Source organism: Arthrobacter oryzae, from assembly GCF_030812315.1.
Classification (GTDB): Bacteria; Actinomycetota; Actinomycetes; order Actinomycetales; family Micrococcaceae; genus Arthrobacter; species Arthrobacter oryzae_B.
In genome coordinates this window covers 256497-278696 of the sequence record NZ_JAUSSM010000007.1, presented here as the reverse complement: position 1 = coordinate 278696, position 22200 = coordinate 256497, and the positions used below count along the sequence as shown (strand labels likewise).

Genomic DNA, 22200 nt, shown 5'->3' with positions numbered 1-22200 from the left:
ATCCGTGCAGCAGGCCCTTCTTTTTCCCACCACCCGAAACCATGACCACCTGTACGGCCTGGCCAGCCATCTGTGGATCGGGGACGGCCTCTATCCCACCGTCCACAACCGGCGGGAACCCTACGCCCTGCCGGCCTTCGACATCAACGGCCAGTGGGTGTACCCGTCCCGGTACAACAGCTATCTGTCACCGCAGCTGCCCGTCTATCTCCTCGAGGATGACTATCTTGTCTCAACGGGGCACGGCGAGGAGCCGCCGGGACTTCCGTTCTTCGAAATCCGTTGCATGTGCCTGCCCCAGCTGCAGGGCTAACTGCGGCCCATTCCGTTGGCTGCTTCTGAGGGATGCCCGTAAAACCGTCCGAAACGGTGAAGGTACAGGTACACGCCGAGGAATGTGGCCAGGCCCAGGAGTGGCCCTGCCCAGATGGCAACCGGAGTGCCGTGGATGAGTATCGCGGCGGCTCCGAATAGGCCTCCCACGACGCCTACCCCGGGGCTGGCAGTGGCGAGCGTGCCTTGGACGTTTCGGCCTACCTGACGGTATCGAAGGCCGTGCAGGACGCCGAAAAGGATGAAGGCGGCTCCCATAATCAACGGCCACGGCCAGTCGGCCATTGCCACAACGCTCAGGGTCAGCCCGAATATGGCAGCCAATGCCAACCAATAGTTTCGTACAGTGGTGGCGACTTTCGTGTTCATCAGCATCCTCGGTTGAGCAGGCGGACTCCCGCGCGACCATTACGGGCGCGGAAGCGGGGTCTAGGCTACAAATCCCACCGAGGTGAGGCAAGTCAAATGGCGCCGTCCCGACTTCCCCGCCACGGGCACTGGCCCAGTCGTTCCCTTACGTTCGGGCGGGCTCCAGCAGCGTTGCGGGATCCACCGCGAGGAGGACCGCCGCGAGGCGTGCGTTGAGTTCGAAACGTAGTGGCTGCTGGCCACCCCGGACAGCACGTCCATGACGAGCCCATCCTCCTGGGCGACGATGATGCGGGCAATGTCCGCCGGCTCGAGGACCGGATGAAATTCGCCGGCGGCAATTCCTTCCGCGATGATGCCCTGTGATCATCCAGCCCACCCTCACCACCACGCGGGACCGGGAAATGGAAGTGGTCATGTCCCGGGCGAATGCCTTCGTCAACCAGGTCTTCGTGGTGAACGTCAACGGCGGGGACCCGTCAGGGGTCGGCGAAAGCGTCATCGTGGACCCGGAAGGCACCATCATGCAGCAGGCCCGGGGCGGAGAAGAAATCCTTTACGGCGTCCTGGACCTGGACCGGGTGACGCAGGCCCGGCGCTACGGGACGTTCGGAATCAACAAGCCCTGGTCCCAGCTTAAGGACCAGCGCGGCATCCTCGCCTACCCCATGTTCGGTGGAGCGAGCTTCCAGCCGCCCGAATGGAGCTAATAGCACCACCGGCAACGGCGGGTGGACGACGGCGGGCCCTCCCGCCGTCGTCCGCTTGCTTTGGGCGCGTTCCCCACCAAGGACCCGGCGTAGCCTGATCTCATGACCCGCGAGGAATCGTCATGACAGTCATTCCGTTGCTGCCCTGTGCCTCCATCGACGACATCCTGACGTTCTACACGGCGCTGGGCTTCGAGCGCACGTACCGGCAGGCCAAGCCCAACCCCTATCTGGCAATGTGCCGGGGCGACATCGAGCTGCATTTCTTCGGGATGCCCGGCTTCGACCCCGCCGATTCGTACGGCAGCTGCATCATCCAGGTCCCGGACACGGGCGAACTGCACAGCGCCTGCGTTGACGGCCTCCGGGCACAGTACGGCAAGGTTCCGCTGGCAGGAATCCCGCGCATGACCCGCCCCCGGCCCCGCAAGAACGCCGAGGGCCTCGCGGGATTCACGGTGATTGACCCGGGCGGGAACTGGATCCGCATCTTCCCTGCCGCAGCCCCGGCGGAACCGCCGGCCAAGGCGGGCAAGCTGGCCCAGGCGGGCAAGCTGGCCCAGGCGTTGGACAACGCAGTGGTCCTCTCCGACAGCCACCCCGACACAGCCCAGGCAGCCAAGATCCTCGACGGCGCATTGGCGCGGTTTGCCGACGCGAGCGCTGTGGAGCGGGTCGAGGCGCTTGCCTACCGCGCCGAACTCGCACTGACGCTGCGGGATCCGGACAAGGCGGCCAGTTTACTGGCGGAACTGGAAGGGATACCGCTGAGCCCGGGCGACCGTGAGCGCCTGGCCGGAACCCTTGCTGCCGTCGAGGATCTGCGGGGCGCATGACGGACCCGGCGTTTTCACAAAGGCGGCCGTCGGCGGAACCTCACGCCGTCGTCCGTCCCGCTGGTCCTCCGCTTAGCCCTTTGACTCAGACGGCACTGGCCACGTGAAAAAGCGGGGCACCGAGACCCGTCCGTTCCGTGTGGCGCCGGACGTCGTCCGCGGTGTAGCCGCCGCCCGGATGCCAGCCCCGCCCGATGCGGCTCATCCTTCCGCCTTGGCGAGGGCATTACCGTCCGCATGGCGCCTTGGAACCTTGTTCCGAAGCCGACCCCCGCCACAACGACGCCGAGGAACAAGAGGATCGGCTCGCGGGCGACCACGGCGCCAAGGGTGACCGCGACGCCGGAAAGGAGGGCAGCCGCGCCACCCACCAGGACCCGCGCGGCCGGTCGGCGGCCAAATGTGAAGACGGCTACGGCTCCGCTGGAGGTCAGCGCGAACACCAGCCAGCCTCCCACCATGGGTGAGACGGAGCCGGTCTGTACCCGCGCGAGGCTTGGGCCGAGGGACAACATAAAAACACCGATGGCCCACACGGCGATGAGCACCGGGGACGCGACCAGGAGTGCCTTGCGGGCAGCGGGCGGGACGAACACGCTGATCCGTAGGGACTTCAGGGCACCCGGACGCCGTGCCGCCGACTCCGGCAGAAAGAGCGCGGCTACCAGCAGCAGGGCGAACACCGCAATCAGAATCACGAAAACTTCCATGGCTGGGGCGGGGGCCGAAGCTGCCAGGGCTGCGGAGCCGAGCGCACCCGCGACCATGCCGATGATCGGTGCAACGCTGTTCACCAGAGGGGCACGCCGCGGGGCAAGATCCGCGAGCGCTGCCCCCAAAGCCGCCGTCGCCGCCCCCGTGGCGACGCCTTGCAGGATGCGGGCTGAGATAAGTTCTGCGGCGTTGCCGGAGTGGGCGAAGACGATCATGGCTGCCGTTTCAAGAGCCAGGGCGCCAAGAATGACGGCACGCCGGCCCCGATGGTCGGACAGCGATCCGATGATCAGGAGCGCGGCCAGAAGAGCCAGCGCATACGCGGCGAAAACAACCGTCACGGTGAACTGAGTCAGATGCAGCTGCTCCTGGTAGATGGCGTAGAGCGGCGTGGGCGCACTGGACGCCGCCAGGAATGCGACGGACATCAGCACCTGCACCACAACTGCCGCACGGACACCCATTCTGGCGGGAGAAGGAACCTTGGCCGGCGCGGTGGATCGGGGAAGACATTCTGTGGTCACGGACAACACCTCTCAAAAGCAAACTGTTTGCTTTTACACCAACCCGACGACCATCTACCGCCGCTGGGGTGATCTTCCCGCGCTGCTTTCGGATGTGGCAGCCGACCGGTTCCGCCAGACCGAGCCGCCTGCCGAAACCGGCTCCCTCGAAGGCGACCTCGCCGCCTGGGCCGAACAGTTCCAGGAAGAGATGGCCTCCGGACCCGGGCGGTCGTATGTGGCGGATGTGCTTGCCGGTGATGCCACCGGGGACAACGCGGGGATCTGCGCGCGCTATGCCGCAGACTCAGTCTCGATCATTGTCCAGAGGTTCCCGGCGGCGCACGCTCCGGCGACAGAGGACGTCCTCGACCGCGTGGTTGCGCCGATCCTCTACCGCATCCTCTTCACCCGCGACCGCCCGACGGCAGGGTATGCCGCCGGGCTGGTCTCGGGGCTGCTGGGGGACAGGCATCCGGAAGCGGGATAGCCAAGGTGCGAAACCCGGCGTATCTCAAAGGCGCCGTCCAGTTGCCTTCCCACGGATAGCCGGACAACGCCGTGGTTGCAGAAAAAGTTCCCCACGTACCCCGGGTTGCTGGCACACTGAGCCAATGAAAGACGCGCGCTCCCCCTCCCGACGCCCCGGCATCCGGGCCGCCATGTTTGTTGATTTCGACAACGTTTTTACGGGCCTGCAGGCCCTCGATCCGACGGCGGCGAAACGGTTCGCGGAAGACCCCAAACACTGGGCGGACGCGCTGTCTGCCGCGGGCTCGGGCGAGAGCTCCCGGCGCTTCCTGATCCGCAACTGCTACCTCAACCCGGTGGTGTACTCGAAGTACCGGACGTACTGGACGCGCGCCGGTTTTCGCGTGATCGACTGCCCGTCGCTGACGCAACGCGGAAAGAGCCGCACCGACATCAACCTTGTGCTGGACGCCATGGACACCCTGTCCGGGAGCGGCGGCATCGACGAGTTCTTCATCGCATCGGCCGACGCGGACTTCACATCGCTCATCCAGCGGTTCCGGGCCGCCGACAAGATGACCACCGTAATCGCCGCCGGCGCCGTGGCCTTCGCCTACCGCGAGATGGCGGACAGCGTGGTGGAATCGCACGACTTTGTGGCAATCCTCAACGGCACCACCGTGGAGCCGATCCACGCGGTGGCGTCCGTGCAGCCGCAGCGTACCGAGGGGGCAGCGAAGGCGAAATCCCGGACGAAGACTGTTTCCGCCGCGGTCAAGGAGGTTTGCGACTTTGTCCGGACTGCCCCGGGTCCGGTTGTCGGGGCAATGGTGGCCCACCGGGCACTCACGGCGGATCCCTCCCTCAAGACAGACTGGGGCGGCTACGGAAAGTTCGGAACCTGGGTGTCCCAGATCGGCCAGGGTGTTGAATACACGGCAACGCGCGGTGGCTGGGTCTGGGATGCGCAGAGGTTTTCAAGCGACGATCTGCCGGCCGAAGCAGAGGTCGAATCCGGCATCGAAGAACGGGTCGCCAGGGTCACCGATGTGCCCGCACTCTCCACAGCCCAGTTCCGGCAGTTGTTCCTGGCCATGGCGGCCAGGCTTCGTGAGCAGCCGGCCAACCGCAACGAACTGGCAAAACTTGTCCGGGATGACTGTGTCACCGCGGGTCAGCCGGTGTCCCGCGGCGCAGTGAACTTTGTCATTCAGGGCCTGGGATACGTCGATTTCCAGCTCACCAACACTGCAACGGCGGAAGAACTGGCAGCGGCCTGGGCCGACGACGTGGAAGAACTTTGCCGGGTGGCCCTGATGGAGTTCGACGACGCCGAAAGGCTGGCCCTGCGGCGCTGGGCCAGCGGCGGCTTTGTCGATGCCTAGCGGCCGGGGCGCGCCTTTGGCCAGCAAGGTTTAACGGCCCGGAAACACCAAACTCTTCCTGCAATCCAAATTGCATAGTACATTTGATGCAAACGTCATTGCAGAGTGATGCAGCTTACAGAGAAGAGTTCCCGTGTCCACCAGTTCGCCACCGTCCGGTCGTCCCGGAAGCAGCAACGGCGCTTCCGATCCGGCATCGGCCTGGCTCGGCGACGCCCTGCCGGACGTTCTCCTGACCAAAGCCCAGGGCAGGGTGGTGGAGGTCATCGTGCGCAATCCGCAGCTGTCCTCCTACGCGGATATTGCCGAGATCGCGCAACGGGCCGACGTGAACAACTCCACCGTGGTCCGGGCGGCCCAGCATCTGGGCTACCGCGGCTGGCCCGACCTCCAGCGCGAGCTGCGCGCCCGCTACCTGGTGATGATTTCCACCGAGGACACGCTGGTGGAACACGGCGCACACCGCAGCCCCCTCCACGACGCGCTGAACCACGACATCGAAAACCTCCGCCTCACCCTGGACGCGAACACCGCCGACGAGGCCCAGTCCGCCATCGCGACGCTGGCCGAGGCACGGACGATCACCGTGGTGGGCATGGGCTCCTTCGCCGGCCCCGCCAGCGTAATGGCGCATCTGGGAACCATCATGGGCTACCCCATCACCCTCGAACCCCGCGGCGGGGTCCACCTCGCCTCAAGCGTCAACCGACTCGGCGACGGCGACGTCCTGGTGGTGATCAACATGTGGCGCTCCATGCGCGAGATCATCGCCGCGGCGGAGGCAGCGCATCAGGCCGGCGTGAAGGTCGTGGCCATCAGCGACATGCGGCGCGGCCGCCTCGCGACGATCGCCGACCACCTACTGGTGGTCGCCTCCGAAGGCATTTCCTTCTTCCAGTCCGTGACCGCCGCCAACTCCGCGGTCTACGGCCTGCTGACCGGGATGGAGGCTGCCCACCCCGAGCGCAGCCGCGAAACCATCCGCCGGACCCAGCAGCTCTGGAAAGACCTCGACATCTTTTTGGACTAGGCGCATTCCCGGACCGGGACCACCGCCGTCGCCGGTCAGTCCGTCCTACCCCCCGAACTTCAGCAACACCCCCAAGGAGCATTCAATGAACACCAGCATCGACCGCCGCATAGCCGTCATCGGCCTCGGCGCAATGGGCGGAGCCATAGCCGACACCCTGCACCGCACCGGCTGGCAGGTCACGGGCTTCGACCCCTCCGAAGCCGCCAGGGCCGCCGCGGAGGCACGCGGCATTGCCACCGTGAAGGACGCCAATGCGCTGGCCGGAACTCCCTACGTGGTGCTGTCCCTTCCGTCGGCCGCGATTGTCGAGGCCACTGTGCCCGGCCTGTTCAGCGCGCCCGGAACCGTCGCCGTCGTAGACACCACCACCTCCGAGCCGGCCACCAGCGCCGCGATGGCCTCCCTGGCCGAATCGCACGGCGCCGCGTTTGTGGATGCGCCCGTTTCCGGCGGCCGGGACGGTGCCTCGAGCGGTTCGCTCAGCGCCTTCGTAGGGGCCAGCGAAACTGCCCTCTCCGCCGCCGAGCCTGTGCTGAACGCACTGACCGGCGGAAAATACAGCCACATCGGCGGCCCCGGCAGCGGCAACGTGGTCAAGCTGCTGAACAACGTCCTGGCCGCCGCCAACCTTGTGGCCGTGGGCGAAGCCCTCGCCGTGGCCAAGGCCTACGGCATCGATCCGGGCACCGCCGCGGCCAGCATCAGCGGAGCCTCCGGGGGCAGCAAGGTCTCCGCCAACATGTACCCCAACTGGGTGCTTTCCGGCACGCACGATTCCGGCTTCACCCTGGGCCTCATGGCCCGTGACGCCGCCCTGGCGGTGGACGTTGCCCGGCAAAAGGGCGAGAACCCCGCCCTCCTCGCCGCCGTCGTCGGCCAGTGGCAGGAAGCCCTGGCCGCCCTCGGCCCCGGCGCCGACTTCACCGAAATAGCCCGCATGGTTGCCCCCGCCATCACCCGTGCCGGCACTCCCACCAATCCCGTGGCCGCAGCCACCGCGCCCCGCTCTTAAGGAACCCCCGCATGACCATCACCACAGCACCCACGTCCTCCTCGACGGACACCGCCCGCGCCGTCCTCGACGCGTCCTTCCCCGGGGGCCTCGGCGCCTTCATCGACGGCAAGGTGGTGCCGGGCAATGGGGAAAGCATCACGCTGACCGCCGCCGCCACCGGCGCACCGTTCGCCTCCTACGCCGATCCTGGCGCCGAAGGGGCACGGGACATCCTGGAAAGCTCGGTCCGGGGCGCTGCGGCATGGGGCGACCTCAACGGGTTCGAGCGCGCGGCCATCCTCCGCAACGTCAGCCGCACACTGGAGGCCCACGCCGAAGAACTGGCCATCCTGGAATCGGCCACCACCGGAAAACCCATCCGCGACGCCCGGGTGGAAGCCGCCAAAGTGGCCGAAATGTTCGGTTACTACTCCGGCTGGGCGGACAAGCTCACCGGACAGACCATCCCGGTGCCCGGATCCTGGCACACCTACACGGAACGGGTGCCGTGGGGCGTCGTCGTGGCCATCACGCCCTGGAACGCGCCGATGTTCACCGCCGGCTGGAACTCCGCCGCGCCCCTGGCGGCCGGCAACGCCGTGATCATCAAGCCCAGCGAGTTCACGCCGGCCTCCACCGTCCGGGTCGCGCAGCTGGCACACGAAGCCGGGCTGCCGGACGGTGTTTTCAACGTCGCTCCCGGGCTCGGCCAGACGGTCGGCGCAGCCCTCACGTCCGACCGGCGCGTCGGCAAAGTCAGCTTCATCGGCTCCGTGCCCACCGGGCGCCGCGTCGCGGTGGCCGCCGCGCAGGCGGGCATTCCGGCCCTGCTGGAACTCGGCGGCAAATCCGCCAACATCGTGTTCGCCGACGCCGACCTCGAGCGGGCGGCAGACGGCGCCATTTCCGCCATCTTCTCGGGGGCGGGGCAGTCCTGCGTCGCCGGGTCCCGGCTCCTCGTGGAACGGAGCGTGCACGACAGGTTCGTGGAGCTGGTCGCGGACCGGGCCGGCCGCCTTCGGGTCGGGGATCCGCTGAGCGCCGACACCGAGGTGGGCCCCATCATCACCGCCCAGCAGTTTGCCACCGTCAACTCCCTCATCGACGCCGGCGTGCAGGACGGCGGGCGACGGATCACCGGATCCGCTCTTCCGTCCCGCCTCGCTGACTCAGCCCTGGCCGGCGGCCACTGGGTGATGCCCACCCTGCTGGACGGCGTGACGCCGCAGAACCGCCTGGAGACCACCGAGGTTTTCGGCCCGGTGGTCGGCGCGGATGCCTTCGACACCGAGGCGGAAGCCATCGCCCGGGCCAACAACACCAGTTTCGGCCTGGCCGGCGCTGTGTGGACCTCAGACGTTTCGCGGGCCCACCACGTAGCGCGCTCGGTCAAGGCCGGTACGTTCTGGATCAACTCGTACAAGACCATCCACGTGGCCGTCCCGTTCGGCGGCTTCGGCGATTCAGGCCACGGGCGCTCCTCCGGACCCGGCGTCCTGGACGAGTACACGCAGACCAAGGCGATCTGGGTGCCCACCCGGGCAGCGGGGTCCCCTTTCCCTTCCCTTTCCTACTAGCCCCTTCCTACAAGCAAGGCAGAGACCCGTGGAACTTACAGACACATCCAGACCCGCCGATGGGTTGAGAACTAAGCTCAGCGAGGGCGTGGACCGGTGGAAACCGAGCGTCCACGTCATGGCCAGGAGCATGCACGCCAACCCCGAAATTTCCTTCGAGGAAACCCGTTCCGCCGAGGCGGCCGCCACGCTGCTCGAAGAGGGCGGCTTCACGGTGGAACGCGGAAGCTGCGGCCTGCCCACCGCCTTCACGGCCACCGCCGGCAGCGGCGACCTCGTCGTAGCGCTGTGCGTGGAGTATGACGCGCTCCCCCAGATCGGCCACGCGTGCGGGCACAACCTGATCGCCGGAGCCTCCGTTGCTGCCGCACTGGCACTGGCTCCGCTGGCCGATGAACTGGGCATCACCCTCAAGGCCATCGGCACCCCGGCCGAAGAGCACGGCGGCGGTAAGGTCCTCATGCTGGAACGTGGCGGTTTCGACGGCGTGGGCCTGGCACTCATGGTCCACCCGGTCCAGGACGGCCTGACCTATAACCCGGCCGGGACCAGCGCCCAGGCAGTGGGGCGGTACCAGGCAACGTTCACCGGCAAGGCCGCACACGCAGCGGCCGCTCCGCACCAGGCCGTGAACGCCGCCGACGCCGCGGTGCTGAGCCAGGTTGCAGTAGGGCTGCTCAGGCAGCAGATCCCCGGCGACCACAGGATTGCCCTGTACGTTGCCGAGGCCGGGCATGTCACCAACATCATTCCGGAGCGTGCCGTGGTGAACTTCGAATGCCGCGCTTTCACCCTGCCGGAGTACGAAGCGCTGCTGGCTCGCGTGCGGCGCTGCTTCGAGGGCGCCGCCCTGGCCACCGGGACGCAACTGACCATTGAAGCCACGGAACCGCTGTACGAACCCCTGATCCAGGACGACGCCCTCGCGGCCCACTGGACCAGCGCGATGGACTCCTTCGGCAAGGACACCTCGCCCTCGGCCGGCCTCAGCGGCGGGTCCACCGACATGGGAAACATCTCCCAGGTCATACCCAGCCTGCACCCGTGGCTGAGCATCCCGGGCGCGGACGTGCCGATCCACTCCCACGCCTTCGCCGCCCTGGCGGACACCCCGGAAGCCTACACAGTCATGTTCGAGGCAGCCCTCGCCCTGGCCTGGACCGTCGCCGCTGCCGCCACCACCCCCACAGAACGCGAGCGGTTCACCAGTGCCGCGTTCAGCCGCCCCAACCCACAGGAAGTCACACCATGAGCACCAGCACCACAACTGCTCCGGTCACCAGGGCCGGAACCAAGCTGACACTTCCCGTTGCGGCGCTGGCCCTCGCCATCGCCGTCACCGTGCAGCTCATCGGCCAGCTGAAGATCGATCTGGGCATCGGCTCGATCATCATCTTCCCCATGGTCTGGGGCCTGATCCTCGGCCTGCTGGTTTCGGTCCAGAAGTTCAAGCCCCTCGGCCTGGACCTTCAGCGGGTGGCTGCAGCCTTGGTGGGCGTGGCCGTGTTCCTGCTGGTGGCCCGCCTGGCCTTCAACATCGGGCCGAGCCTCCCCAGCCTCATCAAGGCCGGGCCGGCTCTGCTGCTGCAGGAGATCGGCCATCTGCTCGGCACGGTTGCGCTGGCACTCCCGCTGGCCGTGCTGCTGCGCATGGGCAAGGCAACGGTCGGTGCAACGTTCTCCCTGGACCGCGAACCTTCCTTCGCCATGGTCTCCGAAAAATACGGCCCCGACTCCGACCAGTACCGCGGAGTCCTCGCCATGTATGTTTTCGGTACCCTCTTCGGCGCCGTCTTCATCACCCTGCTGACCTCACTCGTGGCCAACTGGAAGATCTTCGACCCCCTGGCCCTCGCGATGGGCGCGGGCGTGGGTTCCGGGTCAATGATGGCCGCCTCAGCAGCCAGCATCATCGGCGCCTACCCCGGCGACCAGGAGGCCATCCTCGCCATGGCCGCCATCTCCAACCTGATCACCACGGTCCTGGGCGTATACGTCGGAATCTACGTGGCCCTGCCGCTCGCCGACCGTTTCTACCGGTTCCTGACCCGCAAGCAGACGGCCCGCGAAACCGCCCTGGCCACAGCAGGAACCGCCGGCGGCACCGCCGAAAGGACGCAGGCAGATATTGACCGGGAAGAAGCCCAGGCCGACGCCAACCGGAAATTCCGCGAACAGGTCGCTGCGTCATCGGCAACCATCACCCTGCCGCTTTGGCTCTCCCTTTCGGTCCTCACAGTCCTCGGCGTGGCCACGGCCTCGATCGCTGCCAAGGGATTCAGCTGGTCCATCGTCGGCGGCTACGCCATCCTGCTGGCCCTGGTGCTCTTCAGCCTCCTGCTGGCCAGGATCACGCGGAAAATCTCCGCGATCGTGTTCATCACCACCATCGGGGCGTTTATCTCCAGCCCCTGGTTCTTCGGTGCCGAGCCGCTCAACGCCATGGTGAAAACCGTCGACTTCCTGTCCATCGCCACCGTCATGCTGACCCTGGCCGGCCTGTCGCTCGGCAAGGACATCCCGCTGCTGAGAAACATCGGCTGGAAGATCATCCCCGTCGGGCTGCTCGCCATCACGGCGTCGTTCCTGCTCTCCACCGTGATCGCCGAGTTCGCGCTGGGGCTCTGGCACTAACAGCAGTTCCATACGGCAACGGACGACGACGGCGGGACCTCCCGCCGTCGTCGTCCTTTGTCGTCTCCCGCCGCTAGGCTGGCAGCATGACCGAGTTGGGCGCGTTCGTCCCCACGCTGCTCTGCGTCGCCCTGCTTGTTGCCCTGACGGTGATGGTCCTCCGGGGCTTCAAGGCGCCGCACAGTACTGCGCCCGCCTTGGCGATCCTGCGCGGAGCGGCACAGCTTGCCGTGATCAGCTTTGTTCTGAGCGGTGTCATCACCAGCCCCGTCTTCGTCGGGGCTGCGCTGCTGGTCATGTTCGCTGTGGCGGCAGTGACCGCCGCACGGCGGATCGGGTGGAGCTGGACACGCCTTGGACTCGTCAGTGCTTCGATGGCCGCAGGCATCGGAGCCACCCTTGCCATCATTTTCGTGACGGGCGCCATCCCGTTCACGCCGCGCTATGCCCTGGCGATCGGCGGCATAGTCATCGGCAACGCGATGACCATCGCCACCCTGGCCGGCCTGCGGTTTGCGGAATCCGTGAACGACCGCTGGGAGGAGGTGGAGGGCTGGCTCGCGCTGGGGGCCACGCCGCGGCAGTCAACCCGGGAGCTGGCCCACGCCGCCGTCTACTCTGCCCTGATTCCCAGCACCGACCAGACCAAAACCACCGGGCTGGTCACCTTACCGGGGGCCTTCGTGGGTGCCATCTTCGGAGGCATCTCGCCGCTCGAGGCCGGACGCTTCCAGATCATCGTCCTGGCCGCGATCATGGCCGCAGGTTCCATCACGGCCGTCATGACCGTCGCCGCCCTGGCGCCCGTCCGCGTCCGCCCCGGCCGGCCGCGCTGACTCCCCTGGGCGGACCCGGCATCAGCTACCAGGTGGTCGCCTCCGAGCGCGAGGCGAGCCACCGGCCGTCCGTTAGGACGTAGTCCATGGTGAGCTGCAAAGGCCACTTGGCGCGTGCGCCGTAGACAGTGGCGTCGGTGACAATCCTGCCAACCAGGTGGGCAGTTCCGCCGTCAACCTGCAGGGAAACGGACCGTTCCTGGGCGTCGTGGTAGACGAACTGCCCGGCACGCATCTGGGCCAGCCATTCCTGCTTGGGCTGGAAATAGCCCGTCATGTGCGTCAGCGAGAAGTCCTCGGTCAGCAGCTCAGCCAGGATCTCCGTGTCGCCGTCCACCATGGCACTCAACTGGGCCCGATAGTTCTCAAGTATTTCCGCCCGGTCCTGTTCATCTGCACTCATGCCATCAACGCTATTGGCCCGGATCGCATCGTGGGAGGCCCTGCCAGTACATGCCAGGGCCTCCCGAGGCGTCACTGGCTCCCGGCCGGCCCGGCTAGACGAACTGGTAGAGCAATGCCGCCATGGCGAAGCCCACCACGGACAGCACGGTTTCCAGCACAGTCCACGTCTTCAGGGTGTCCTTGACGGACATGTTGAAGTACTTGGAGATGATCCAGAAGCCGCCGTCGTTGACGTGGCTGGCAATGATGGAGCCGGACGAAATGGCCACCACGATCAGGGCAAGCTGCGGCTGGGAGAAGCCGGAGGCCAGGCTGGGTGCCAGGATGCCGCCCGTGGTCACGATCGCCACGGTGGCGGAGCCCTGGGCGATGCGCATGCCCGCGCTGATGACGAAGGCGGAAAGGATGATCGGCAGCCCGGCCTGGGCCAGCGAATCCGCAACGGCCTTGCCAACTCCGGTGGCGGACAGGACCGCACCGAAGAACGCGCCGGCGCCGACCACCAGCAGGATCATGCCCACCGGGCGCAGGGATGCGCCGGTGATTTCGCTAAGCTCGTCCGGCGTCATGCCGCGGCGGATGCCCAGGAGCCACATGGCCAAGAGCACGGCCATGGTCAGTGCGATGGCCGGGTTGCCGAAGAACGTCAGTGCGTCACGCACGGGGCCTGCAGGAGCGAAGATGTTGCCGAAAGTACCGCCGAGGATCAGGAGCATCGGCAGGCCGATGGCCAGCAGCACCAACCCGATGGACGGTTCGTGGCCCTTGGCTTCCTCGGCCTCGGGGACGATCCGGTCCTCAGGAACGCCGATCATGACGCGTTTGCCGATCCAGGTGCCCCACAGGATACCGGAGGCGAACCAGGCCGGAATACCGCAGATCAGGCCCATGAGGATGATCCAACCGAGGTCCACATGGAACAGGCCGGCGGCAGCAACCGGTCCGGGGTGCGGCGGCAGGAAAGCGTGTGTCACGGAGAGGCCCGCCAGCAAAGGAAGCGCGTACAGGGCCAGGGATTTGCCCCCGCGAATGGCCGCCACGTACACCAGCGGCGCCAGCACGAAGATGCCGATGTCGAAGAACACCGGGATGCCCAGCACGAAGCCGGTGATGCCCATGGCAAGCGGCGTGCCCTTCTCTCCGAAGATTTTCACGAGCCTGCCTAGCAGCACTTCCGCACCGCCGGACCGCTCCAGGATGGCACCGAGCACTGTACCGAGGCCGATGATAACCGTGATGTGGCCGAGGATGCCGGCGAAGCCCTTTTCAATGAGGGCGTCGCTGCTCTTGGTGGCCGAGCCGACCAGCGCCTCCACCGAGATCCCGCCCACCAAGGCCACGAGCACGCCGGTTCCCACCAGGGCGATGAACGGTTCGAGCTTGACTTTGATGATCAGGAACAGCAGGAGGGCGATGCCCGCGCCTGCCAGGAGGAGCAGGCCGGCGGTGTCGTGCCGCAGCCAGGTAAGGAATTCGTTCATGGGCATTTCTTTCTGGGTAAGTCCTACTTGAGGGTGCCGGTGAAGGCTGCGGCACGCGCCGCGATGTCTGCCCAGTCGCCGGCAGCCACTGCTGCCGGCGGGACCACACTGGTGCCGCAGCAGACTGCGGTGGCGCCGGCGTCGAGGTAGCTCTTGGCGTTGGAGGCGTCGATGCCGCCGGACGGGAGCAGCCGGATCCCCGGGTAGGGCCCCTGCAGGTCCTTCAGGTACACGGGGCCGAGCTGCCGGGCGGGGAAAATCTTGACGGCGGCGGAGCCCAGGTCCAGGGCCTGTGCCACCTCCGTGGGGGTCATGGCCCCAAGGCTGAACGGTATGCCCGCGTCGGCGGCGACTTTGGCCACCTCGGGCCGGAGTCCGGGCGTCACGAGGAACTGCGCGCCGGCGTCGATGGCTGCCCGGGCCTGGTCCGCAGTCATCACTGTGCCGATCCCGACGGCGGCGCCGTGTTCGGCTGCCGTCTCCGCCGCGCGCCGGACGTGGGTCAGCACATCCGGTGTGGTGAAGGTTAGCTCGACGCTGCGGATACCGCCGCCGGCCAGTGCCCGGCAGAGGTCCGCGGCGTCCGGGATGGACACGGCGCGGACGACGGCGAGGGTGCGGTCGGCTTCAAGCTGCCGGACGAATTGTTCAGGAGTCATGGGTAATGCTTCTTCCTTCTCGGGTGAGTCCGTCGCTGCCGCGACGCAGGGCTCGGCCGGCGCGGGCGCCGGTGGGCTGCCCGCCGACGATTGCTGCCGTGCCGTTCACGAAGACGTAGTGGATGCCGGTGGCAGCTTGGCGCGGGTTTTCAAAGGTGGCTTCGTCCCGGACCGTTTCCGGATCGAAGAGGACGACGTCGGCCGCGTAGCCTTCGCGGACAAGGCCGCGGCGGTCAAGCTTGAGCCGAGCCGCCGGCCTGCCGCTCAGATGGTGGACGGTTTCCTCAAGGCTGAGCAGCCCCAGATCACGGGAGTAGTGCCCGAGGTATCGGGGGAACGTGCCCCAGGCCCGCGGGTGCGGCTTGGCGCCCACCAGGAGGCCGTCGCTGCCGCCAGTGTGCGTGCGGTGCTTCATGATGGCCTGGACGTTCTCCTCGTGGCCCACGTGCTGCAGGATGCCGGTCCCGAGGCGGTCCTCGGTGAGGATCCGGACAAAGACGCCGAACGGTTCCGCCCCGGACTCAGCGGCGATGCCGGCAATGGTCTTGCCCACATGGCCGGCGAGCGCCGGGTTCTGGACGCCGCTGATCTCCAGGGTGTCCCACTCGGCCACCACCCCGTGGCAGCCGTCGGAGCCGTAGATCTCCACGCTTTCGCGGATCTTCGCGCGGGTTTCCGGATCGGCCAGGCGCTCCAGCGTGGCCGCGGTGCCGCCGGACGATGCCCAGCTGGGAAGGATCGCGGACAGCGTGGTGGCGCCGGGCAGGTAGGGATACGTGTCCAGGGTAATGTCCACGCCGCTGTCGAGGGCAGCGTCGATCAGGTCCAGCAGCTCGCCGGCGCGGCCCTTGTTCTCCGCGAAATTCATGGTGGCGTGGGACAGGTGGAGGGCGCAGCCGGTGTCCCGGCTCAGTCCGATCATTTCGGCATAGGCGCCCAGAGCGCCCTTGCCGTAGGAGCGGTGGTGCGGTGCGTAGAAGCCGCCCAGCTCCCCCACCGTCCGGCAGAGCCCGGCCAGTTCCTCGGTGCGGGCGTACATTCCCGGCGTGTAGGTCAGCCCGGAGGACATTCCGACGGCGCCTTCCTCCATGGCGGTGCGGACCACGTCATGCATCCGCTGCTGCTGCTCAGGCGTGGGGTCGCCTTCGGCGAAGCCCATCACCATGGCGCGGACGGTTCCCTGCGGGACGAGGTAGGCGGCGTTGGTGGCGATCCGGGCGCCGTCGCTGTCTTCGCGGTCCAGCCGGTCGAGGTACTCGCCCACTGTCCGCCAGTTCCAGTCGAAGGCCGCGGGGTTGTCGTTCCAGCCGGCGATTTTCTCGCGGACCCCCGCGAGCGTGGCGTCATCCACCGGCGCGTAGGACAGTCCGTCCTGGCCCAGCAGTTCCGTGGTGACGCCCTGGCTGAGCTTGGCGTAGTGGTCCTTGTTCACGAGCAGCTGCAGGTCCGAGTGGGCGTGCATGTCGATGAAGCCGGGGCTCAGGACCAGGCCGGTGGCGTCGATTGTGCGGTCGGCGGCGGTTCCGGCGGCCGTGAGGGATCCGGCGTCGGCGACGGCGGCAATCACCGGGCCGTCCAGCAGGACGTCCGCCGGGCGGCGGTCCGCTCCGGTACCGTCCACAAGGACGGCGTTACTGATGAGGGTCTTCATGGTGTGTGTCCTAGAAGAAGGTGTGGATGAGGTCGACGACGGTCTGGTCGCCGTCGGTGTCGGCCAGCACCGGGATGATGGTCCATTTATCGAAGGCGGTGCAGGGGTGGGACAGCCCCAACCGAACCACGTCGCCGGGCCGCACGGTTGTGGTGCCGGCGTCGAATTTCAGGTAGCAGTGCTGGTCGTTGACCGCGGTGATTTCGGCGCCGGTGAGCGGTTCCATGGGGCCGCCGAGGGCGGGTCCGAAGAGCTGGGGACGCGGCAGTCCTTCATCCACGGGGAGGTCGCGTTTGCCGGCGTCGAGGATGGCCAGGCCGGGCTCAGGCTGGGACACCACCCGGGCCCAGCCGTGCATCGCGGACGCGAAAGGCTGGCCGCCGTTACGGGAAAACGGCGAGATGCCGCGGTAAAAACCGTCGTCGTGGATGATGTACGCGCCGCTGCGGATCATGAGCTCCACGCGGGGGCTGTTCTCCGGGCCGCCTGGCTCGGAGCGTGCCGAAATGCAGGGCGAAAGGACGGAGACGACGTCGTCGAAGTAGGCGCTGCCGCCGGCGGTGAGGATAACTGCGTCGGATCCGTACAGTCCGGCTGCGAGCAGTTGCTCGTGAAGCTGACGCATCCGGCCGAGGTAGCTGCGAACGGCGGCAAGGCTGTCCGCGTCCGCTGTGTGGGCCAGCGATCCTTCGTACCCGCTGACGCCCACCAGCCGCAGGTGTCCTGAGGCGGAGACGGCGCGGGCAACGTCCAGGGCCGCGTCCACGCTGCGGGCACCCGTGCGGCCGCCGGTGCCGCCCAGTTCCACGAGGACGTCCAGCACTGCTTCGCTTCCCGTGGCTTCCAGGGTGCGGTTGATGACCTCCACGGTGTCCGCGGAGTCCACCCAGGACAGGATGGGCGCGTCCGCGGTGGAGGTGCCGGCCACCCACTCAATGGCGTGCGGGTCCGTAAGGCTGTTGGCGAGCTGCAGGCGCCGTACGCCGAACTCGCGGGCCACCCGCAGCTGGGCGAAGTTGGCAAGCGTGATGCCCCAGGCGCCCCGGTTGAGCTGTTCGGTCCACAGCTGCGGTGCCATGGTGGTTTTTCCGTGCGGGGCCAGCAGCACACCGTGCTCCGAGCACCAGGAGGCCAGCCGGTCCGCATTGCCTCGAATGGCCCGGTCATCGAGCGTGAGCAGCGGGGTCTGAAGGTCGGCCAGGTTGTGACGGGCCGCGACGAACTCTGCCTGGGTTGTTCCGTTTGCGGTGGCGGGCACGGCCTTGTGCCGCCAGTCGAGCCGGCGGTCCGCCAGTGCGGCCACGGCGGTCGCGGAAATGGCCTCGGCCGTTGTTTCTGCGCCGTACGCGGAAGTATTCACGGGTTTATTTCCCTTCACGGTGCGCTGCGTTGTTGGAGCTGCGTTGTGGGTTTGTTCTGGCCGCATTGCCAGCGCGTTGCGTATTTTGCAACGCTGGTTGCAAACCTGCTGGTGATATGTCTAACATGGTGCAGGATTGAGAGTCAAGGCCGCGGCATGCCCGCAGAGCCGGTTTAGCCGCCGCGGAACCCCATTTGCCGCGGCGTCCGAGTGCCGCTGAAAAGCGCAAGAGGGAGTGCGGGATTTACATGCTTTCAGCTGTATGTGTTGGCGAGACGATGGCCATGCTCACGCCTGTACAAGCCGTGCCGCTGCACCAGGCAACCGAGCTCCACTGCGGAATCGGCGGTGCCGAGTCGAACGTCGCGATGGGGCTCGCGGCCATGGGACTGGACTCGCATTGGGTGGGACGCGTCGGCCGAGACGGCTTCGGCACACGGATCCTCGACGAGCTCAGCGAGCACGGAGTGGGAGTGACCGGAGTGGAGGTTGACCCCGCGCTGCCCACCGGCCTTTACGTCAAGGTTCCCGCCCAGGAGTCAGACCCCGACGGCGGCAGCTCGGTTCTGTACTATCGGCAGGGCAGCGCCGCGTCGGCCATGGGGCCAGGCACGCTGGCGAATCCCCTCGTTGCCGGTCTGCTGGAAAGCGCCGCACTGATCCACCTCAGCGGCATCACGGCCGCCCTCTCCCCCGAGTGCCTGCAACTCATCGAAGCTGTCCTGACCGCACCCCGGAACGGCAGGACCGTCAGCTTCGACGTCAACTGGCGTGCAGCTCTGTGGGCCGGCCGGGACCGCTCCGTCCTTCGACGGATGGCCAATCTGGCCGACGTGGTTCTTGTTGGCAAGGACGAAGCCGAGCACGCGTTCGGCACCACGGACGAGGCCGAACTCCGCGGGCTCCTCCCGGATCCTGAGGTGCTCGTGATCAAGAACGAGTCGATCAGCGCCATTGCGCTGAACCGGGACGGCAGCCGCGAGGAGGTCCCGGCACTGTCCGTGGACGTCGTCGAACCGGTGGGCGCCGGGGATTCCTTCGCGGCCGGCTACCTCAGCGGGATGCTCTTCGGGCTGGGCCAGAAGGCAAGCCTCCGCAGGGGCCACGTGGCGGCAGCCTGCACGCTCACCGTCCATGGTGACCGCGGCCCGTTGCCCGGCGCCGCGCAGCTATCCGCAATCCTCGATTCCACCGACACCGAATGGGCCGCCATCCGCGTTGTTGACGGTCAGTTCAACACCAGAACCGGAGCGTGAAACCATGAGCCAAAGCCTATTGCGGGCCATCGACCTGCTCGCTGAACTCGCCGCCAAACCCGCCACCTTGGACGAGCTCTCCGCCAAGGCCTCCGTGCACAAGACCACCGTGATGCGTCTCCTGCACGCCATGGAGGAAAAGCGCTTTGTGGTCCGGGACGACGATCAGCGCTTCATGCTCGGCTCCAAGCTGTTTGAACTGTCCTCCCTCGCGCTGGAGCAACGGGACATCCGCAAAGTAGCCCACCCGCACCTGGCCGAACTGAACGGCCGCACCGGGCACACCGTGCACCTCGCCGCCTTCGAAGGCAACGAGGTGGTGTACATCGACAAGTTCGAATCGCACCATCCCGTCCGTATGTATTCGCGCATTGGCCTGACTGCATCGCTGCATTCGGCTGCTGTGTCGAAAGTCCTCCTCGCCGACATGCCGCGCAGCCGGCAGGAAAAGATCGCGGCGGGGCTGGACTACGTCAAAGTTACCGAGAACACCCTGACCTCACCGGAGGCCCTGCTGGCCGAACTGGAGCAGGTCAGGATCCAGGGCTGGGCCCACGACAACGCCGAGCACGAAGCGTTCGTGCACTGCATCGCGGCCCCCATCCGCGACGCCAGCGGCGCCGTCGTAGCAGCAGCCTCTTGTTCGGTACCGGTGGTGATGCTCAGCTATGAAGGATTGCTGGAGCTGCTGCCCGACCTCAAAGCCAGTACCGAGGCCGTCTCACGTGACCTCGGCTGGATCAGCCACGAAAGGAACTCAGCATGAGTGAAAAGACCGTAGTACTGACCGAAAACGCCCCCGCCCCGGCGCACGTATTCTCCCAGGGCATCCAGAAGGGCGGCTTCTTCCAGGTCTCCGGCCAAGGCCCCATGGACCCCGCCACCAACCAGTACATCGGCGGGGGCGACGTCCGCGTCCAGACCCGCCGCACGCTGGAAAACGTCAAGGCCATTCTCGAAGCAGGCGGCTCCTCCGTCGAGGACGTGCTGATGTTCCGCGTCTACCTCACCACCCGCGACGACTTCGCCGCCATGAACGAGGTCTACGGCGAATTCATCAAGGAAAACGTCCCCAGCGGCGCACTGCCCAGCCGCACCACCGTGTTCGTCGACCTCCCGCACGAGGTCATGCTCGTGGAGATCGACGCCCTGGCGGTCACCGCCTAGTCCCTGGCGTTAAGGTTCGACGGCGGCACTCGGGTGAGTGCCGCCGTCGTGCGTTTTCCGGGTGGTCACCCGAACAGCCACGCCGCTCCGAGAAGGAGCGGGACCGCCAGGATCGTGGCCCGTAACCTGGCGGACTACAGCGTGTGCGCCGTCACCAGCACGTCGGGCTTCCCCGGGGTGACGCCGTCGGCCGTCTCCACCGGAAGACCGTTCCGTGCCCAGTACTCGATGCCGCCGATCATTTCCCGCACGGGATACCCGAGTTCGGCGAACGCCAGGGCGGCAAACGTGCTGCCGTTACAGCCCGGCCCCCAGGAGTAGACCACCACATCGGTTCCGGCTGGGATCAGTTCCGCGGCGCGGGACGGGGTATCTGCGGTGGGCAGGTGCACAGCACCGGGGATGTGGCCGTGCTCCCAGGATGCGCGCCTTCGGGTGTCAACGAGCACGAATCCTCCGGCCGGGAGGTTCTCTGCTACGTCCATGACATCGATCTCGAAGTTGAGTTTGGCGCGGAAGTACGCCGCCGCGTCATTGTCTGCGGCCCCGTTGGCCGTGCGGTCAGTAGTCACTCGTGTCCTATCCAGCGCGGGTGCGCTTATCCGGGCCAGGAACCCATCGTAGTCCCGGTGTCCGTCCGCCTTGGCCAACGCTACGTGGTGCCGGTGCAGGCGCCCGCGATGGAGGATAGTTTTGAGGCATGACGGCAAGCTACAGATACGACGTGGAAGTACTGCACCTGCTCGTGTCGCCGGCGCACGCGTACTTCGGACGCGCACGCGAGGGTGCGGCCGTGGTCCCCACGACTGACGCCGAGCAGGTAGAACTGGTGACCGGCAAAGGCATTGTGGGCGACCGGTTCTTCGGCAAGGCCGCGCACATGGACGCGGCCGTGACGCTGATTGCGGTCGAGGCCCTCGAAGCCATGGCCGCGGAGCTCGGAACCGCACCGTTTGACCCGCTGCTGACGCGGCGCAACGTGGTCCTTCGGGGTGCCCACCTGGCGCCCCTTCTAGGCGAGGAGTTCGCATTGGAATCGTGCGGGGACATCGTGCGGCTGCGGGCAGGCAGGCCGGCCCACCCCTGCGCGTGGATGGACCAGATGCTCGCCCCGGGCGCCCACAAAGCGATGCGCGGGCGGGGCGGCGTGCGCTGCCAGCCGCTCTCGGACGGCATCCTGCACCGAGGGCCCGCAGTACTGATCAGCCCGGTGCCCCTCGACCCCGAAAATGCCGGCACGCCCACGCTGCTGCGCCCGTCGCGGCTGCCGTAGCACCCCATGTCTTTGTTGGTGCGCGACGGCGGGATCTCCTGCCGTCGTCCTCTACGCCAATATCTGAAGGCTAAAGTACCTGGGCCGCCGGGTGCGGAGGTTCGTGGAGGCCGAAGGCTGAGCCCTGGTCGTCCTTGCAGAGCTTGAACCTGCCGTACTCCCCCGCGCTGGTCTCGTCCCCAAGTTCAGGTTCATCAACAGAGCCGCCCAGATCCCGGACCCGGTCCAGTGCGGCGTCCATGTCGTCCACCCGGAAGAAGAGGTACGGTACGGCGCCGGCGTCGCCGCCGTGCATCCCGCCGGCGAGCCCGGGGGTGCCGATCATGAATCCTCCTCCAGCCGAGGGCCCCGGCGTAAAGTCCCAGCCGAAGAGCGCCCCGTAGAACGCTTTGCCCCGCTGGGGATCTTCGACGCCGATTTCAAAGAACGCTGGCTCGCCGGACATTGCTCCTCCTGGTCATGGGTGAGATCGCCCCACCCTAGGACCGAATGCCCGGACGCACAATGGTGCGCGGCTGCAGGGCAGCTGAGTCCGTAACTGAGCCCAAGCCAA

General features: G+C 67.1%; 25 protein-coding genes. 15 read left to right on the top strand and 10 right to left on the bottom strand.

The window, feature by feature from the left end; genetic code table 11:
- The first annotated feature begins 4 nt into the window (after positions 1–4).
- Positions 5–313, top strand: a complete 309-nt coding sequence (locus J2S97_RS15810; RefSeq protein ID WP_307050894.1) for a hypothetical protein — start codon at positions 5–7, stop codon at positions 311–313.
- Here J2S97_RS15810 and J2S97_RS15805 read toward each other — a convergent pair.
- Both J2S97_RS15805 and J2S97_RS15800 read right to left on the bottom strand, forming a co-directional pair.
- Positions 310–702 carry a hypothetical protein gene (locus tag J2S97_RS15805; RefSeq protein ID WP_307050893.1) on the bottom strand — a complete coding sequence of 131 codons (393 nt, stop codon included), beginning with the start codon at positions 700–702 and terminating at the stop codon, positions 310–312. The two genes, J2S97_RS15810 and J2S97_RS15805, sit on opposite strands and share 4 nt — an antisense overlap.
- 60 nt (positions 703–762) lie before the next feature.
- On the bottom strand, positions 763–1044 hold the full coding sequence (locus tag J2S97_RS15800; protein ID WP_307050931.1) for a hypothetical protein: 282 nt from the start codon (positions 1042–1044) through the stop codon (positions 763–765).
- Between the two features lie 20 nt (positions 1045–1064).
- On the opposite strand from J2S97_RS15800, the gene J2S97_RS15795 reads away from it, so the two are divergent.
- Together J2S97_RS15795 and J2S97_RS15790 are read left to right on the top strand one after the other, a co-directional pair.
- Complete coding sequence (locus tag J2S97_RS15795; protein WP_307050892.1) at positions 1065–1412, top strand: nitrilase-related carbon-nitrogen hydrolase; 348 nt, start codon at positions 1065–1067, stop codon at positions 1410–1412.
- A 122-nt stretch (positions 1413–1534) separates the two neighbouring features.
- Positions 1535–2248 (top strand): bleomycin resistance protein, encoded by a 714-nt coding sequence (locus J2S97_RS15790; protein WP_307050891.1) that lies wholly within the window; start codon positions 1535–1537, stop codon positions 2246–2248.
- Positions 2249–2262: 14 nt separating this feature from the next.
- Here J2S97_RS15790 and J2S97_RS15785 read toward each other — a convergent pair whose 3' ends face one another.
- On the bottom strand, positions 2263–3486 hold the full coding sequence (locus J2S97_RS15785; protein WP_307050890.1) for an MFS transporter: 1224 nt from the start codon (positions 3484–3486) through the stop codon (positions 2263–2265).
- Here J2S97_RS15785 and J2S97_RS15780 point away from each other — a divergent pair.
- From J2S97_RS15780 to J2S97_RS15745, 8 genes are all read left to right on the top strand, one after another.
- Positions 3479–3955 (top strand): TetR-like C-terminal domain-containing protein, encoded by a 477-nt coding sequence (locus J2S97_RS15780; RefSeq protein WP_307050889.1) that lies wholly within the window; start codon positions 3479–3481, stop codon positions 3953–3955. The genes J2S97_RS15785 and J2S97_RS15780 overlap by 8 nt on opposite strands.
- Positions 3956–4079: 124 nt before the next feature.
- Entirely contained in the window at positions 4080–5321 is a 1242-nt protein-coding gene (locus tag J2S97_RS15775) for an NYN domain-containing protein (protein ID WP_307050888.1), read from the top strand.
- 217 nt (positions 5322–5538) lie between these two features.
- Complete coding sequence (locus J2S97_RS15770) at positions 5539–6351, top strand: MurR/RpiR family transcriptional regulator (protein WP_307050930.1); 813 nt, start codon at positions 5539–5541, stop codon at positions 6349–6351.
- An 85-nt stretch (positions 6352–6436) separates the two neighbouring features.
- Entirely contained in the window at positions 6437–7366 is a 930-nt protein-coding gene (locus J2S97_RS15765) for an NAD(P)-dependent oxidoreductase (RefSeq protein WP_307050887.1), read from the top strand.
- An 11-nt stretch (positions 7367–7377) separates the two neighbouring features.
- Complete coding sequence (locus tag J2S97_RS15760) at positions 7378–8925, top strand: aldehyde dehydrogenase family protein (protein ID WP_307050886.1); 1548 nt, start codon at positions 7378–7380, stop codon at positions 8923–8925.
- 28 nt (positions 8926–8953) lie between these two features.
- Entirely contained in the window at positions 8954–10177 is a 1224-nt protein-coding gene (locus J2S97_RS15755) for an amidohydrolase (protein ID WP_307050885.1), read from the top strand.
- The gene (locus tag J2S97_RS15750) at positions 10174–11559 is read left to right on the top strand and encodes a DUF3100 domain-containing protein (RefSeq protein ID WP_307050884.1); all 1386 of its coding nucleotides are present in this window, start codon (positions 10174–10176) and stop codon (positions 11557–11559) included. The genes J2S97_RS15755 and J2S97_RS15750 overlap by 4 nt, the downstream gene beginning before the upstream one ends.
- Before the next feature lie 86 nt (positions 11560–11645).
- Positions 11646–12395, top strand: a complete 750-nt coding sequence (locus J2S97_RS15745) for an ABC transporter permease (protein ID WP_307050883.1) — start codon at positions 11646–11648, stop codon at positions 12393–12395.
- Between the two features lie 25 nt (positions 12396–12420).
- Here the strand turns inward: J2S97_RS15745 and J2S97_RS15740 are convergent, their stop codons facing one another.
- From J2S97_RS15740 to J2S97_RS15720, 5 genes are all read right to left on the bottom strand, one after another.
- Positions 12421–12798 (bottom strand): nuclear transport factor 2 family protein, encoded by a 378-nt coding sequence (locus tag J2S97_RS15740; protein WP_307050882.1) that lies wholly within the window; start codon positions 12796–12798, stop codon positions 12421–12423.
- A 94-nt stretch (positions 12799–12892) separates the two neighbouring features.
- Positions 12893–14281: a GntP family permease gene (locus J2S97_RS15735; RefSeq protein WP_307050881.1), complete on the bottom strand. Its 1389-nt coding sequence runs from the start codon at positions 14279–14281 to the stop codon at positions 12893–12895.
- 23 nt (positions 14282–14304) lie between these two features.
- Positions 14305–14940 carry a bifunctional 4-hydroxy-2-oxoglutarate aldolase/2-dehydro-3-deoxy-phosphogluconate aldolase gene (locus J2S97_RS15730; RefSeq protein ID WP_307050880.1) on the bottom strand — a complete coding sequence of 212 codons (636 nt, stop codon included), beginning with the start codon at positions 14938–14940 and terminating at the stop codon, positions 14305–14307.
- On the bottom strand, positions 14930–16591 hold the full coding sequence (locus J2S97_RS15725) for an N-acyl-D-amino-acid deacylase family protein (protein ID WP_307050879.1): 1662 nt from the start codon (positions 16589–16591) through the stop codon (positions 14930–14932). The genes J2S97_RS15730 and J2S97_RS15725 overlap by 11 nt, the downstream gene beginning before the upstream one ends.
- A 10-nt stretch (positions 16592–16601) precedes the next feature.
- Positions 16602–17951 (bottom strand): amino acid deaminase, encoded by a 1350-nt coding sequence (locus tag J2S97_RS15720; protein ID WP_307050878.1) that lies wholly within the window; start codon positions 17949–17951, stop codon positions 16602–16604.
- Between the two features lie 248 nt (positions 17952–18199).
- On the opposite strand from J2S97_RS15720, the gene J2S97_RS15715 reads away from it, so the two are divergent.
- Genes J2S97_RS15715 through J2S97_RS15705 form a run of 3 tightly spaced genes read left to right on the top strand, consistent with a single transcriptional unit; the run spans position 18200 to position 20374 of the window.
- The gene (locus tag J2S97_RS15715) at positions 18200–19207 is read left to right on the top strand and encodes a sugar kinase (RefSeq protein ID WP_307050877.1); all 1008 of its coding nucleotides are present in this window, start codon (positions 18200–18202) and stop codon (positions 19205–19207) included.
- Positions 19208–19211: 4 nt separating this feature from the next.
- Complete coding sequence (locus J2S97_RS15710; protein WP_307050876.1) at positions 19212–19973, top strand: IclR family transcriptional regulator; 762 nt, start codon at positions 19212–19214, stop codon at positions 19971–19973.
- Positions 19970–20374, top strand: coding sequence for a RidA family protein (locus J2S97_RS15705; RefSeq protein WP_307050875.1), 405 nt, complete (start codon positions 19970–19972; stop codon positions 20372–20374). Before J2S97_RS15710 ends, J2S97_RS15705 begins: the two co-directional genes overlap by 4 nt.
- 134 nt (positions 20375–20508) lie before the next feature.
- Here the strand turns inward: J2S97_RS15705 and J2S97_RS15700 are convergent, their stop codons facing one another.
- The gene (locus J2S97_RS15700; protein WP_307050929.1) at positions 20509–20859 is read right to left on the bottom strand and encodes a rhodanese-like domain-containing protein; all 351 of its coding nucleotides are present in this window, start codon (positions 20857–20859) and stop codon (positions 20509–20511) included.
- Between the two features lie 215 nt (positions 20860–21074).
- Between J2S97_RS15700 and J2S97_RS15695 the strand changes: the two genes are divergently transcribed.
- A complete protein-coding gene (locus tag J2S97_RS15695; protein WP_307050874.1) occupies positions 21075–21647 on the top strand; it encodes an MOSC domain-containing protein in 573 nt (190 codons plus the stop codon).
- 70 nt (positions 21648–21717) lie between these two features.
- On the opposite strand, the gene J2S97_RS15690 is transcribed toward J2S97_RS15695, so the two are convergent.
- Positions 21718–22092 (bottom strand): VOC family protein, encoded by a 375-nt coding sequence (locus J2S97_RS15690; protein WP_307050873.1) that lies wholly within the window; start codon positions 22090–22092, stop codon positions 21718–21720.
- Positions 22093–22200 lie beyond the last annotated feature (108 nt).